This window comes from Kocuria soli (genome assembly GCF_003797835.1).
Classification (GTDB): Bacteria; Actinomycetota; Actinomycetes; order Actinomycetales; family Micrococcaceae; genus Kocuria; species Kocuria soli.
The window spans coordinates 98473-112905 of record NZ_RKMF01000009.1; the positions used below are offsets into that span (position 1 = coordinate 98473).

Annotated in this window: 13 protein-coding genes; 3 read left to right on the forward strand and 10 right to left on the reverse strand. The window is 69.7% G+C overall.

From position 1 onward, the window contains the following. Window positions 1-138: 138 nt before the first annotated feature. From rfbA to EDL96_RS07955, 3 genes are read left to right on the forward strand one after another with little or no spacing between them, the layout of a single operon-like run. Entirely contained in the window at window positions 139-1008 is an 870-nt protein-coding gene (gene rfbA, locus EDL96_RS07945) for a glucose-1-phosphate thymidylyltransferase RfbA (protein WP_123825320.1), read from the forward strand. Further along, window positions 1005-1898 carry a nucleotidyltransferase family protein gene (locus EDL96_RS07950; RefSeq protein WP_158609549.1) on the forward strand — a complete coding sequence of 298 codons (894 nt, stop codon included), beginning with the start codon at window positions 1005-1007 and terminating at the stop codon, window positions 1896-1898. Before rfbA ends, EDL96_RS07950 begins: the two co-directional genes overlap by 4 nt. Beyond that, window positions 1895-2320, forward strand: a complete 426-nt coding sequence (locus tag EDL96_RS07955) for a hypothetical protein (RefSeq protein ID WP_123825252.1) — start codon at window positions 1895-1897, stop codon at window positions 2318-2320. The genes EDL96_RS07950 and EDL96_RS07955 overlap by 4 nt, the downstream gene beginning before the upstream one ends. Here the strand turns inward: EDL96_RS07955 and EDL96_RS07960 are convergent. The 10 genes from EDL96_RS07960 to EDL96_RS08005 are packed head-to-tail and all read right to left on the reverse strand — an operon-like array spanning window position 2286 to window position 14275. Beyond that, the gene (locus tag EDL96_RS07960; protein WP_199732563.1) at window positions 2286-3437 is read right to left on the reverse strand and encodes a glycosyltransferase; all 1152 of its coding nucleotides are present in this window, start codon (window positions 3435-3437) and stop codon (window positions 2286-2288) included. The two genes, EDL96_RS07955 and EDL96_RS07960, sit on opposite strands and share 35 nt — an antisense overlap. After that, window positions 3424-4374: a glycosyltransferase family 2 protein gene (locus tag EDL96_RS07965; protein ID WP_123825253.1), complete on the reverse strand. Its 951-nt coding sequence runs from the start codon at window positions 4372-4374 to the stop codon at window positions 3424-3426. The genes EDL96_RS07960 and EDL96_RS07965 overlap by 14 nt, the downstream gene beginning before the upstream one ends. Continuing rightward, a complete protein-coding gene (locus tag EDL96_RS07970; protein ID WP_123825254.1) occupies window positions 4371-5540 on the reverse strand; it encodes a glycosyltransferase family 4 protein in 1170 nt (389 codons plus the stop codon). Before EDL96_RS07970 ends, EDL96_RS07965 begins: the two co-directional genes overlap by 4 nt. Next, window positions 5537-6883: a hypothetical protein gene (locus EDL96_RS07975; RefSeq protein WP_123825255.1), complete on the reverse strand. Its 1347-nt coding sequence runs from the start codon at window positions 6881-6883 to the stop codon at window positions 5537-5539. The genes EDL96_RS07970 and EDL96_RS07975 overlap by 4 nt, the downstream gene beginning before the upstream one ends. Further along, window positions 6880-7956 (reverse strand): glycosyltransferase, encoded by a 1077-nt coding sequence (locus EDL96_RS07980; protein WP_233568771.1) that lies wholly within the window; start codon window positions 7954-7956, stop codon window positions 6880-6882. The genes EDL96_RS07975 and EDL96_RS07980 overlap by 4 nt, the downstream gene beginning before the upstream one ends. Next, window positions 7953-10205 carry an N-acetylneuraminate synthase family protein gene (locus EDL96_RS07985; RefSeq protein ID WP_123825257.1) on the reverse strand — a complete coding sequence of 751 codons (2253 nt, stop codon included), beginning with the start codon at window positions 10203-10205 and terminating at the stop codon, window positions 7953-7955. The genes EDL96_RS07980 and EDL96_RS07985 overlap by 4 nt, the downstream gene beginning before the upstream one ends. Next, window positions 10202-10987: an acylneuraminate cytidylyltransferase family protein gene (locus tag EDL96_RS07990; RefSeq protein WP_123825258.1), complete on the reverse strand. Its 786-nt coding sequence runs from the start codon at window positions 10985-10987 to the stop codon at window positions 10202-10204. The genes EDL96_RS07985 and EDL96_RS07990 overlap by 4 nt, the downstream gene beginning before the upstream one ends. Beyond that, the gene (locus EDL96_RS07995) at window positions 10984-12258 is read right to left on the reverse strand and encodes an RNA-binding protein (RefSeq protein ID WP_123825259.1); all 1275 of its coding nucleotides are present in this window, start codon (window positions 12256-12258) and stop codon (window positions 10984-10986) included. Before EDL96_RS07995 ends, EDL96_RS07990 begins: the two co-directional genes overlap by 4 nt. Beyond that, window positions 12255-13301 carry a CgeB family protein gene (locus EDL96_RS08000; protein WP_123825260.1) on the reverse strand — a complete coding sequence of 349 codons (1047 nt, stop codon included), beginning with the start codon at window positions 13299-13301 and terminating at the stop codon, window positions 12255-12257. Before EDL96_RS08000 ends, EDL96_RS07995 begins: the two co-directional genes overlap by 4 nt. After that, on the reverse strand, window positions 13298-14275 hold the full coding sequence (locus EDL96_RS08005) for a glycosyltransferase family 2 protein (RefSeq protein ID WP_233568772.1): 978 nt from the start codon (window positions 14273-14275) through the stop codon (window positions 13298-13300). Before EDL96_RS08005 ends, EDL96_RS08000 begins: the two co-directional genes overlap by 4 nt. Window positions 14276-14433: the final 158 nt, after the last annotated feature.

Consider the following 14433-nt stretch of genomic DNA (forward strand, 5'->3'; position numbering starts at 1 on the left):
TGACTCACCGCCCGACCACGGCAGGGCTTTGACTGCGAGGGTCGACCGGGAATGGGCTCATTCTCGCACGCCTTCCGGATGCGCAGCGTTGACGAGCCCGGGAGAACCGTCGGAGGCACACGGTAGGGTTGCCCCATGATGAAGGGCATCATTCTGGCCGGTGGCACGGGGTCGCGTCTGCACCCCATCACCTTGGGTGTCTCCAAACAATTGGTTGCCGTTTTCGACAAACCGATGATCTATTACCCGTTGTCGACCCTGATACTCGCGGGAATCCAGGACATCCTGGTCATCACCACGCCGCAGGACGCCGCACAGTTCAGGCGCTTGTTGGGCGACGGCGCACGGTTCGGGGTGAACATCACGTATGCCGAACAGCCGTCACCCGACGGCCTGGCTCAGGCGTTCTTGCTGGGCGAAGACCACATCGGGGCAGACAATGTTGCTCTCATCCTGGGTGACAACATTTTTTACGGCCCCGGCATGGGCACACAATTGCGCGCCCACAGGGACGTCCACGGCGGCAGCATATTCGGTTACTGGGTCCGCAACCCACATTCTTACGGCGTCGTGGAATTCAACGAACAGGGGAAAATTCTTTCTCTCGAGGAAAAGCCGAAGCATCCCAAGAGTCAGTATGCGGTTCCGGGATTGTATTTCTATGACAACGACGTCGTGAACATCGCACGTGACCTCAAGCCGTCCGCGCGCGGCGAATTGGAAATCACGGACGTCAACAAGGTGTATCTGGACCGCGGGACACTTGACGTGCAGGTCCTCCCCCGCGGTACGGCTTGGCTGGACACGGGGACCTTCGCCGATCTCAACGACGCCTCCAACTTCATCCGGACGGTCGAATCACGCCAGGGGCTCAAGGTCGGCTGTCCCGAGGAGGTCGCGTGGCGGACCGGACTGCTGACGGACGACGAATTGCGGGAGCGGGCGGAGCCCCTGACCAAGAGCGGGTACGGCAGCTATCTCCTGGATCTTCTGGAGCGGGGCCGGTGAACACGCCGGCAGAACACACGCCCGAACCCGCCTCCCCCGGGGCGCCCGGCACCTCCGCGAAGGCCGAGGTGGACCTCGAAACACGTATCCGCCTCTCCCATGGCCTGGTGGACCACACCCTGCAGCAGGCCGGTATCCGCGCGCTGCACGTCAAGGGCTACGCGGCGGCCACGATCTTCCCGCCCGAACGGTCGAGTTCGGACGTGGACGTCGTCGTCGATCCCACCCGTACCGACGCCGCGCTGGACGCGCTGCAGAACGCCGGGTGGGAGCTGGTAACGGGGTACGACGAAGGGTCGATCTTCCGGCACGCCGCCACGCTGTGGCACGCCCACCTGGGGTACGTGGACGTTCACCGGCACCTGCCGGGGTTCCGAGCACGGCCCGCAGAAGTCTTCGAGGCGTTGTGGGACCGTCGCACCGTCGTGGACGTGGCGCACTGGCCATGCCCTGTCGCCGCGCCCCTGGACCACGTGCTCATCATCGTGCTGCATGCCGCGCGCAATCCGAGCCGCGGGAAGCAGGACGTGGACCACGTCCTGAGCGGGCTCACCGGAGCACAGCGAGCAACCCTGCAGCGCAGCGTGCGCGATTGGGGCGCCGAGGACCCGTGGCTGGTCGCCACCGGTGAGGACCTGGGGGCAGACCCCAGCCAGGTCCGCGTGTGGCAGGCCGTCCACGACGACGCCGATCGGGCCACGCTGCTCTCGGCCCGGCTGCACGCGGCCCGCACCCCCGCCCGGAAGCTGCGGGTGCTGGCCGCCGCGGTCGTGGTGAACCGCGCTCACCTGCACATGGCCTTGGGCCGCGCGCCGCGCCGGAGGGACTATCTGCGCGAGTACCGGCGTAGGATCGCCGCCGTCGCAACTCACGTCCGGGAGGGGTCATGACCGGAAAACCGACGGAGGACGCCGTGCCCGCCGCACCGACGCACGGCTCCACGAGCCCCGGGGACCGGTGGGCGGCCGCGCACCACGTCAGTTGGACCCGGACGGCCACCGGCACCGTGGCCGTGCTGCACTTCGCGCACCCTGTCCCCCACGTCCTGAACGAGCCGGCGGCAACGGTGTGGGAGCTCCTGGCCGGTGACCAGGACGCCGACCCCGACGGCTCGACCCGCACCGAGACCTCCCAAAACGACGAAGAGCCCGGGACTCGCCCTCGGACCTTGGACGAGCTGGCAGAAGGCTTCCTGTCGCGCACCAGCTTCATCGGCTCGGCCCCGGAAGCCGATGAACTACGCGCCGGCCTGCTACACGTCCTGCACCAGCTCGAGCTCACCGGGGTGGTGCGTCGGACGGCGGACCGGTGAAGCGCCTCAGCAATTCGTCGATCTCCCGGGCGAACCGTTGTTCGGAGAACAGGTCCGCGTGCGCCTTCATGGCCTCGGGGTCCCACGGCAGCTCCTGGACCTCCTGCATGGCGCGGGCGATGTCCGGGGCCGTGGCCGTATCCGTGAAGATCCCGTTGACCCCGGGGCGGATCGTGTCCAGGTAGCCCCCGGCCCGCAGGGCGATCGTCGGCACACCCCAGGCGGAGGCCTCCAGGGGTGTGATGCCGAAGTCCTCGTAGCTGACGGCCACCAAGGCTGTGGCGTGGGCGTAGGCCCACCGCAGTTGCGGCTCCGTGAGGTCCTTGACGAACAGCACGTCGTCGTGGGCCATGCTGCGCAACTCCATCTCCAGCGGACCACGGCCCACGACCAGGAGACGTTTCCCGGCGACCGCTGCCGCCTCGATCACCGCGTCCACGTTCTTGTAGGGCAGCAGGCGTGAGACAACCAGGAAGTACCCGTTGCCGTCCAGGAGGTGCTCGGCCTCCGGCACGGGCTGCAGCTCCCCTCCGGTGTCCACGGCGTGCGGCGGGTGGATCAGGCCCACGTCCTGCCGACCGTAGATGTTCCGGATCCGTTCCTGGACCACGGTCGAGTTACCCAGGTAGTAGTCCCGTTGCGCCATCGCGTGGTGGTCCCACCGCTTGAGCAGCGGGTGGAGCAACTTCACCGCCACACCGCGGGGGCGCTTCCACCAGCGCGTTCCCAGGTACTCCTCCATGAGGTAGACCCACCGCGCGGGAGTGTGGCAGTACACCACGGTGGGGCCCTTGTAGCGGAACCCGTGGGCCCATCCGGAACTCGAGACGATGGCCGTCCCCGACGGTACCTTCATGAGCGACGACGCCAGCGGCAACAGGGGCAGCGCCGCGCGGTGATGGTGTCGGAACAGCCCCACCCGGTTGAGTCGCGACGTGATGATCTTGGCCTCGGCGAACTCGGGAAAGGTGCCCTCCGGGTGATATAGGGTCGTGTAGATCGGCGCGTCGGGGAACATCCGGTGGAGGGTGAGAACGACGCGTTCGGCCCCACCGCGTTGGGTGAGGTAGTCGTGGGCGATCACAATGCCCTTGGGGGGATTCTCAGAACGTGTCACGTGCTCTCTCCGGGTACAGGAAGCCGGCAAGATCTGCCGTCTCGATGATGAAGGCGATGCACTTCCTGGCGATCTTCCGGGGGAATGCCGGAAGCAAGAAGTCTATGAGGTGGCCGACGGTTCGAGTGGTGCCCACGCCCGTGGCCCTCGCGGCAAGTCGGATGCAGCGGCCCCACAAGCCGTGAGTTGCGGGCCCGGGGAGGACGTCGGCCCCGTGCTTCTCGACGAACGTGGCCCGAGCCGCCCCGGCGTGAAGGGCCCGCGTCGCGCGCTGCGCCGTCGTGGTGGCCGCGACGCGGTGCACGGTCTCCAACGCGGGCTCCAGGACGACAGGGACACCGGCCCGGTTGAGCCGGTAGCCGAAGTCGACGTCCTCCCAGCCGTAGCGTCGGTAGTCGGGGTCGTATCCACCCAGTTCACGGTAGGCGGCGGCGGGGACCGAGGCGTTACCGGCCCAGTACCGCCACCGCAGGGAGCTCGAGGCCGAGTAGGCCTCGCGCCGGAAGAGGCGGTCCTGCTCGCGGCCGTAGGCACGGGCGTACGGCGTGTCCGGGTACCGGTTGCGGTACAGGCCGACGACGCCGCGCGTCGTCCCGTCCGCGTGCGCACGGGCATGGTGTCCGACGAAGTGCTCGTCGGGTTCCAGGTCGTCGTCGCAACGCACCAGGATCTCGCCGCGGGCCATCTCGGCGGCTGTCTCCAGTGCTGCGACTCGTCCGCGGTTCCCGGGATGAATCCGGTACCGGAGCGCGAGATCGGGGTATTGGGCCGCGGCAGCGGTCAGGACCGCTTCCGTGCCGTCCACGTCACCGTCGACGACCACGCAGACCTCGAAGGGCGGAGCCTGGTTCTGGGTGGCGAGGGCGGCCAGGAGGACGGGCAGTCGGTCCGCTCCCCCGTGCGTGGGCACCAGGACAGACAGGCGGGCTGCGGTCATGAGCGACCCCCTGCCACCGTTGCGGGGCCGGATTCCGGGTCCGGATCCGAGGGCAGTCCCAGCAATGCGGCGACACGCCGGCGTCCGGCCGACGGCGACCAGCGCTCCGACCAGCGGTCGTACTGCGCATCCGTCAGCTCCGCCCGCTGCCGGGTGGACATGGCCTCGAACGTATCCAGCGCTCGCACCAGACCAGCGGTGTCGCCGGGTTCCACGAGCAGCGGGTGATCGGTGCCGAGCACCTCCGGGAGCGCTCCGACACTCGTGGCGACGACGGGGACGCGGGCGACCATCGCCTCGGCCACCACCAGACCGAAGCTCTCGGGCGCCACCGACGGACACACCAGCACGTCCACGCGCTCGAACAGGTCTGCCGGGGCGATCCATCCGAGGGGCTCCACGCCCGGGACATCACGCAGGCGCCGGTCCAGGTCACGGGCCTTCTCCGGCGGGACGAACCGTGCCGCCCCGCCGACCAGCAGGCGGGGGCCGGAGGACACGTGGCCCGCGCCGTCGTGATCTCCGCCGTCGTGATCCGGGCTGCCGGGATCCCCGCCGTCGCTGCCCGACCGGCACCCGGCGCGACGGAAGTCCTCGAAGGCCGTCAGCAGCTCCGGGACCCCCTTGCCCTCGCTGATCCGACCGAGGTACCCCACGGTCAGTTCCTCGGGGCGCGATGTGATCGACGCCGGACTCCGGTCCTCACCCGTCCCGGTGGAAATCTCGTCCGTCCAGTTGCCCAACGCTTGGGCTCCCGGGACGGCGAGCGCCGCGGTCTCCGACGGGACCAGAGTGCGGGACGCGCGCCATCGCGCAACCCGGGTCAGGATCCGGTGACTGCCACGCGGGATCTGGTGCAGGTGTACGAACCGCCGGTCCTGACCCGCGAGCGCCAGGGAGGGCCGCAGGCCGTGGCACCATGTGAGGTCGTTCCGGTGCCGGGTGGCCCAGCACCGCAGTGCCCACAGGTAGCTGACAGTCCCCGCCCCGCCCAGTGTGGTAACGGGGAATCCCGCCTCTCGTGCACGGTCGGCGAGGTCGGCGGGGGCCGCAGGGCACACGACGTGCGGGTCCTGTCCGAGGTCGCGCAGGATCTGGGCGGTACGGATCAGCATGACCTCACCTCCGCCCAACGCACCGTGATTGGCCGCCAGATGAACGATCATGACCCCACCTGCCACGGCGCCGGAGTGTTCCACGGAGCGTCGGCCACGGGCGTGTCCACCTCCCCGTGCGTGTCCGCCGCCTCCTGGCGGCCACCGGTCGCCGGGGGACGCTCGGGGCGGGTGGTGGGCGGACGGCGTCGTCGTGCGTGGCGCGAGACGAGGACCAGCGCACCGGCAGCGACGGCGGCCGACGGGGTCAGCAGGGACTCCCCCAGGTTGGTGGAACACACCAGCACCACGCCGCAAGCGGCCACCGGCCAGTTCATCAGGGGGTCCAAGTACCCGCCGCGGTGGAGCTGTCGCAGGAGCAGGGTCAACGCCAGGAGCACGAGCGCCACCACCCCGAGCTTGCCGAACTCCATCTGGAAGGCCGAGTAGCTGTCGTGGGAGAACATCTGGAAGTCGTTGCCCAGGACCACGTAGGCCTCGCCAGGTCCGTGGCCGAACCAACCGCCGGCCAGGCGCTTCTGTTCCTCGAGCGGTGCGAGCATGCTGCGCAGGTGGTCGCTGCCCTCCCGGTCGGCGAAGTACCCGCGGTCGAAGAACGTCTCCGCCGTTCCGGAGTGCGCGGTGCTGGAGAGCCACCACACGGCCAGCCACAGCAGGCCCGCCACCACCACCGGGTGGAGCTTGTGGGCGAGCAGAATCAGGACCCCGGCCACGGCGAGGGCGAACATGGAGGTCCGCGAGGCGGTCAGGATCACCGCCGTGAGAACCGTGAGTGCCAGAGCCACCCTGGTCCAGCGGTGCCGAAGGAACACGACGGCCAGGGGTCCCAAGGTGGCCAGCGCCAGCCCGGCGGTGTTCGGATCGCCCAGGACACCGGTCAGCCGGTTCTCGTAGAGACTCGAGGACCAGAACACCACACCGTAGACCAGCCCCACGAACAGGCCGAGCCCGATGCCGCGGGCGAGGGATGCGATCGAGACGCTGCCGCGGGCCACGCCGTACATGACCAGCGCCCACGCGAACACGGTCCCCAACCGTTTGGCCTCCACGTGACCGGCACTGAGCGTGGAGAGCAACACGCTGCCCAGCACACAGCCCAGGGCAATGGCCAGCAGACGCGTCCCACGGGTGGGCGGAGTGATCCGCAACAGCACCAGGGCCGCCAGGCCGGCCAGGGCGAGCTGGGCCGGTGGCACGGTGGTCGGCCACCAGGGCATGGTGCTGCCGTCCATGACCAGGAAGAACCCGAGCACGGCGGTGGGCCACCGGGTCTTCTCCGCGCGCACGGCGCGCAGCCACCGCTGGCGGGTCAACGAACGAGGGCCCGGTGGCCTCCGGGCAGGACGGCTCCGGCCGGGAACGGTCACCGGCGTCACGGGGGTCACCGGGCTCACGGGATCACCTCTGTGGTCACGGCGGATATGGCCCGGACCATGTCGGCGACCGACCCGGGCCGGTCCTCCGGAGCGGTCACGGCCGGGGCCGTCAGCACCGCGTCGGCAACCCGTTGCGGCGTCGGGCCCGTGAGCAGGTTCGCGGGCGGCAGGATCTCGGAATTGCCGCCGACGTCCGTGGCCACCACGCGCAGACCCGCCGCGCGAGCATCGAGCAGGGTGTAGCTCAGGTTCTCCCATGCGGAGAGCTGGACCACGACGTCGTGCCGTCCCATGGCCTCCCAGGCGTCCACGAAACCCGGCCAACGGACTGCCGCCACGATTCCGAGGTCGGCGGCCAGCTCACGCAAGGACTCGAGATCCGGTCCCGTGCCGGCCACCGTCAGACGAGCCCCGGGGGCACGTTCCAGGATCAACGGCATGGCGCGCAGCAGGAGGTCGATGCGCTTCTCCGGTGCCAGGCGGGACAGGGAGAGGATCCGCGGACCGCCCTCCTCCGCGCGGGTCCGCACGGGCCGTGCGTTCACCGCGTTGGGAATCACAGTGACCGGCAGCGGCACGTTCCACTTGTCCAGCATGGTGCGCCGGGTGGATTCCGAGACCGCGATCAGGGCGTCGAAGCGACGCAGCCGTGCCGAGTGCAGGTGAGTGCTGAGCCGGGAGCGCCACCGGGTGCCGTGATACAGGAGGTCCTCGCCCGCAATACCGTGCTCGGTCGAGATCAGCTGGACGCTGCGGTCCGTGGCGAAGGCACAGGCGGCGACGACGTCTGCGTAGGCCAGGTGGGTGTGCACCACCGCCGCTCCCACACGGCGTGCGTTGCGGCGGAGCGCGCGGACGGAGGCACGAACGCCGGCCGCCGGGCCGAAGTCTGGCGACACGACCACCGCGGCCCCTACGGCCTCCAACTCACGGGCCAACGGTCCGGGCGGGCACAGCACGACCAGCCGGAGCCCGTCGAGTCCCGTACGCGCAACGTCGAGCACATGCCGCCCCACCCCGCCGAGCTCGCCGACGGGGACCGCCCAGAGCGTCACTGGGTCCGCGAAAGGTTGCTCCGGAATCGCCGTCACAGCCATTCCTCCAGACGTTCCAGGGCGGTCCAGAACCCGGCGCCGCCGTTGACATGGCCCTGCCAGATCTCCGGGATGAACGGGACCCCGGGGGCCGAACGGCGCAGTTGCGAGGCCAGGGCGGGCCAGTCGACCTCGCCCTCCCCGATCTGGACGCCTTCGCCGTCCACACCGACCGCGTCGACCAGGTGAAGGTGCGTCGTGTACGGGGCCAACTGCTCAACGGCTTCGGACAACGAAAGCCCCAGGAACGTGACGGCGAGCTTGGTGTGGGAGATGTCCAGGCACAACCCGGTGCCCGTGGTCCGGGCGAACTCGGCCGTGTCCGCGGGGTCAAGGAACAGGTTGTGGAACTGCTGGCCACCCATGAGCCAGGGGTAGGGCGGCAGGGTCTGGGCCGCGATCCGCACCCCGGTCGTGTCCAGCTTCCCCAAGGCCTCCGCAACCCGTTCGTAGGCCGGAGCGCGGCGGCCGGCACCCAGGTGACGATCCGTGGTGAAGCCACCCATCGTGACCACCATGAGGGGTTCGTCGTCGGCGTCCGGGAACCAGGTGCTCAGGGCCCGGGTGACGTCGATCGTGCGCTGCACCTGGCGGATGGACTCCGCCCGGTGTTCGGCGTCCCGGGAGGCCAGGTCCACCAGGAAGTCCCCCGCGAACAGATCCGGGAGGTGGGTGGTGAACGCCCGGATGCTGCGTCCCGTGAGCGCTTGCGGCAGGACGTCAGCCGGATCGATCTCCAGGTCCTTGTAGGAGAAATGGAATTCCAGGAAGTCCGGCGTGCAATCAGTGGTGAGCGCCGCGATGTCGTGGTAGCGGACGGGAAGACCCCACGGGCGGTCGAAGTGGAACTGACGGGCCGTGGGGACGACGTCGTGCAGGTCGCCTTCGAAGAAGAACTCCCCCTGTCCCACGGACCGGTGCAGCGTTCGGCCGATCAGGCGGTGCCGCGAGTTCGGCTGCAGGCCACGTCCGGGGCTCTTGACCTCGACGTCGGCCTCCCCGACCACATGCCCGGGTTCCAGCTGGCGGCTGGCCACCAGGGACTTGGACAGGTTGATCCGGTTCATGGCCTCCCCCGTGGAGACCACGCGGGGCCGGGTGCTGCCCAGGGACGCTTCGACCTCCCGGATCTGTGCGGTCATGCGCGAGAACTCCTCGGACAGGAGGGAGACCTTGTGGTCGTTGCCCTCCATCGCACGGTCCCAGGTCAGGTGTTTCTCGATGATCTTGGCACCGCGCGCCACTGCGGCCACCGGGACGTGGATGCCGCGTTCGTGGCCGGAGTAGCCGATCGGGCAGCCCCCGATCTCGCCGAGCCGGTCCATGTAGGCCAGGTTGATGTCCTTGAACGGTGCCGGGTAGGTCGACTGGCAGTGCAGCAGCGCGAACGGGACACCCAACGAGCGCACCAGGTCCACCGATTCCCTGATCTCCTCCTCCCTGCTCATGCCCGTGGAGAGCACCATGGGGAGACGGTGTGATCCCGCGTCCTTCAGCAGGTCGTGGTTGGTCAGGTCCGCGGAGGCGATCTTGAGGGCGTCCACGCCGTAATCCGCCAGGGCCTTCACACTCGGGGAATCCCAGGGCGTGCACATGACGGCCAGTCCACGGTCCCGGGCGTGGTCGAACACGGGGAGCAGGTCCGGGGCGGGCAGCGCGAACTTGGTCAGCAGGTCCAGGGTGTACTGGACCCCCAGGTCTTCCCCGGCCGAACCGGTCTGCCGGTAAAGAGCGCCCATGTCCCGCAGCTGGAACTTCACGGCCTGGGCCCCGGCCTCCGCCGCCCGGTCGACCAGCTCACGCGCCAGGTCCACGGAGCCGTTGTGGTTGTTGCCGATTTCGGCGATCACGAAGCACGGCTGTCCGGGGCCGACGGCGTGCTCGCCGATCCGTAGTTCGGCGTCCTTGTTGATCGCCAGTGCCGCCAGCCGCCCGCGCTCGTCCAGCAGCGGGAGGTGCGCGGCGCCGACGGGCAAGGCGGCCAGGATCTCGGCGGTGTCGGCCCCAAACGGCAGCGTCACCACGTCTCGATTGGCCACGACGGCGGAGGCCACCTCCAGGTCGGCCTGCGGGTTCGCGATGATCCAGCGGCGGAAGTCGCCGTCGGAGATGGAGCCGTGGAGCTGTCCGCGGCTGTCCACGCAGAACACGATCCGGTCCTTGTTCTCCGTCATCTTCCGCAACGCGACCAGCACTGAGTCTTCGGCGAAGACCAGGTACGGGGTGAGTCGACGTTCGATGATCATCGGCGGCCCCCCGGCCGATCCGCGGACGACGGTGCCGCCGCTGCGGTGGTCGCGGCGCCGTCGTTCCCCAGCGCCTTGGCGTGCCGGGCCACCAGTTGCTCGGCCAGGGTGAAGTCGAGTTCGGTGTCGATGTCGGTTCCTTCGAGGTCGTCCAGTTCGAACAGGCCCACCGTGCCGCCGATGCGGTTGTGGAGGCGGTCGTAGATCCCGGGGCGGGTCAGGTAGAGCGAGCCGTTCTCCCGGTACCGGAGGTCGATCCGGGACATGTCCTGGCGCCGCAAGCGGGCGTAGACGTCGTAGTCGGCCACCGGGTGCCCCGTGGGTGCCTCCTTTGAGGGTTCGGCATCGTAGCGCCACAGGAACGGAGTCACGGGAACCACCCCCACCAGGCTATCCACCCGCGTGGCACGGAACTGGTCCACCGCTCGGTCCAGGGTCCCCGGGAACCGCAGCGGGCTGGTTGCCTGCAGGAAGAGCACGCCCTCGGGTTCGCCGGCTTCGGCGCGGTGATGGGACAGTGCGTGTTCGATCACCGGTTCGCTGGGGGTCAGGTCCTCGGCCAGTTCCGACGGGCGCAGGAACGGAACCTCCGCGCCGTGTTCGAGGGCGACTTCGCGGATCTCGGGAGAGTCGGTCGAGACCAGCACGCGAAGGTCGGCCTCGGCGGCCAATGCGGACCGGATGGTCCAGGCGACCAGCGGCAGTCCGCCCAGGTCACGGATGTTCTTGCCCGGGACGCCCTTGGACCCGCCGCGTACGGGGATCACGCACAGAATGGTCACGGCTGTCCGCCTCTCGGTCGCAGGGTGTTCGGCCCCGGATGGTGGGACGAGGAGCCGGAATCGCGCTCGGTGTGCGGCGCAGCGCCCGGGAACAGGTGAGCGGCAATCGCGGTGGCCGGTTCGGTCGTGGGTTCGGGCAGGGCGAGGGTGGGAGTGGGATCCGTCCCCGGCTGCCACCTGGTCATGCCGTACCGATCCCAGAATTCGAGCAGCCACGCGGGCGGTGCGGGGTGGGTGACCCACGCGGGACGGCCAGCCGCAGCAGCTTCCAGCACCCCGGTCGAGAAGACCGCCGCCACGGGACCCGTGGTGCGGGCCAAAGGCGTGGCCGAGGAACCGATCGTCAGACCTTGACGCTGCCACACGGCGTGGGTCATGCGGGAGAGCTTGTCGGTCTCGGCCGGGTGGGGTCGGTACACGGCACCCGTGGCCCGGCAGTACGTCAGAGCGGCGCGGGCGGCATCGCGGCGGGCCAGTTCCGCTCCGTGGAGCTGGCCCAGGAACACCCCGGGATCGAAGGTGGTGGCCGCGCCGTCGGCACCGGTTCCGGCGCCCGCTCCTGTACCGGCTCCTGTGCCGGCTCCGGGCCGGGACGGCTCCTCGGGGGTCCCGACGCCGCGGGCGGCCTCCCACAGCAGCTGGGAGCCGACGGTCGTCGTGGTCACGTCGGTTCGCCCCGCCCGCCACCAGTCGGCGTCCCTTTCGGTGAAGGCCAGCAGGTGCGACTGCGCCGGCAAGGGCGGCACCTGGTGGGCCAACAGCCCGTGCTGCACCACAGTGAAACGGGCCCCGGTGGCACACGCCCAGCGGTACGCAGCTGCTCCGGGGGCCAGGTAGTTGCCCACCGCCAGGACCTGGTCAAGGTGTCGCAGTACCTCGGGGACGCGTGAGATGTCCGCAACCGTGTCCACCACCCGGGCTCGGGTGGGCAGTGGGCTGTGCCGTGACCCGGTCACCATGTCCGTGACCACCCGCACGGACAGTTCCTGCGGAAGGAGATAGGCGACCCCGTCCGCCACGCCCTGAAGCAGAGCGGCGCGCTCCGTCGGCCGGAGCAGCGCAGCCGTCTGGGTGGGACCCAGCGAGTCCAGTGCGACCAGGGTGTGCACGGGGGCGCCGTCGTGCTGCAGGTACAGCGGCGCGCGCTCGGCTCGGAGGACCGCCCGCGCCCGGCGCGGCAGGGGTTGCCGCCCACACTGCCATCGGTGCCACGCGGCAAGGTCCTCCGGGCTTGGAAACGCCGGGCCGGGAAATGCGGGGCCCGGGCTCATGACTCCCACCACTGTTCGACGCTGTGAGCCCGATGGGCAAACGTGTGCTCGGCCAGGGACCGGCGCCGTCCCGCTTCCCGGATGCGACGGCCCCACGCGGGGTCTGCCACGGCACGACGCGACAGATCCAGCAGTTCGTCCCGATCGGAAAAGACGAGCACTTCCTTGGCCGGTTCGTAGAACTCGGCCACGTCCGCCCGGTCGACCAGCTGGAGCCCACCGGCCCCGGGCACCTCGAAAGTCCGCATGGACAGTCCCCCCTGTCGGCCGTGAATGTTGACCGCGGCCGCCGCCTCCGCCTGGACCGCATAGGCTTCGGACAGGGAGATGTCACGGTGCCACGGCAGGCCGGGGCGGGCCCATTCCCACGTGCGCAATCGGTCCACGGGGTGCCCGCTCCACTGCCGACCGTAGACGCGCACGGAGACGCCGTTGCCGTGCAGGTGGTTCAGCAGGTCCACGCGGTTCGGGTAGCGGGAGCCCACGAAGACCACCTCCCCGATTCCGGCTGCACAGCCGTGTCCGGGACGGGCCGCGGTGTGGAGCAGGTGGGGGTCGTAGGCGTTGGGAAGATGGTGCGCCCGCACTCCCATTGCTCGCAGCTGCTGGGCCTCCGTTGCCGCGTAACTCAGCACCGGTCCCACGGTGCGCAGGAACTCGATCGAGTGTCGGTGCCGTGCCAGGTCGTCGTAGAGCCAGAGGATGACGGGAATCCGCCGGTCAGCCAGTTCTCCCCAGAGGTCCTCCCCCAGGGTGTCGCCTTTGATCACGATCACCCGGTCCGGCTCGGTCCTCCGCACGGCCTCGACCGCTCGGCGGGTGTCCCAGTCGGACCTGGCGCGGTGCCGGTCGACTCCCCAACGCTCGGGCAGTTCCAACCACGCCTTGTTCCGGGCCTTCATGGCGAAGCTGTCCAGGGCGTCGTAGCGGTGGGTCACGACGTCGTAGCCCACCTCTTCGAAACCCCGGGCAATGCCGTGGTGGTAGCCGTGGAATGCCGGCGAGATCAACAAGAGCCGACGGCCGTCGGCGGAGGGCGTCATCGGAGCAGCCCCATTTCCTGCCGAAGAACCTCCACGGGGCGTACCGGAGTGCCCCGGAGGCGCCGCAGGCCGTTGACGGAGAAGTTCACCAGAGTCGCGGCTCGCAGACTCCAGCGGAGCACCTCGGGGTGCCCCCACTTCCGGGCGTAGCGGAACCGGGATTCGACCAGCCATTCCCGTCGCTTCCCGGCTGCGGACGAGCCTCCCCCGACGTGGGAGACCCGCACCGTGGGAACCAGCACGGAGGGCACGGAGCGCATCCGGAGGCGGCGCTGCAGGTCGACCTCCTCACAGTTCATGTGGAACCCTTCGTCGAACCCGCCGACGGCGCGAACCTCCGCCAGGGGCAGCAGCATCGCGGCTCCCATGACCCAGTCCACGGGCGTGGTCGTCTCGGACTGTTGGGCGCGGACGTCGTGCCCCACGGCGTCGTGCAGGTGGGTCCGCCAGCGCGCCAGGGGCGTGAGCCACTCGGTGACCTGGTGGGCGATCGTGGGGAATTGGCGTCCGGCCCATTGCCAGGTCCCGTCCGGGTGGGTAACGGCCGGGCTGGCCACGGCCGGCTGCCAGGGTTCAGCGGCACGGACCAGCTCGGCCACCTGTTCGGCGGTCATCACGACGTCGGAGTTCAGCACGAGCGCCAACGGCGTGTTGACCTGCGCGAGTGCCGTGTTGACGGCGGCCCCGAATCCCCCGTTGGTCGAGCGGCGGATCACCTGGACCCGCGGGTCGGGTCGCTCGGGCGAGGGCCACGGCAACGGAAAGGGTGAGGGTGAGGCGTCGTCGCACACGATGATCGACGGCGCACCGGCCTCACCCGTGCGGCGGTCACCGTCGCCGGTGGGGCCGGCGTGCTTCCCGCCGTCGTCGCTGTCGTCACCGAGGAGCAGGTGGATGAGCCCATCGGCCTGGGCGGGGTCCCCGTAATGCGGGATGACGACGGTGACCGGTGACAGTCGAGTGGAATCGTCCACGCCTGATCTCCTTGACATCACCGCGGGTGTTCGCGGCCGAGGGGGGTACGGGGCAGCCGGGGTTCTCGGGTGCCCTCGGGGGGCGAGCATCCGACCGGCCGTGGCCTCTGCCGAAATGGGCAAACACGATGCTACAGAATATAGTTGACATTCCAAGT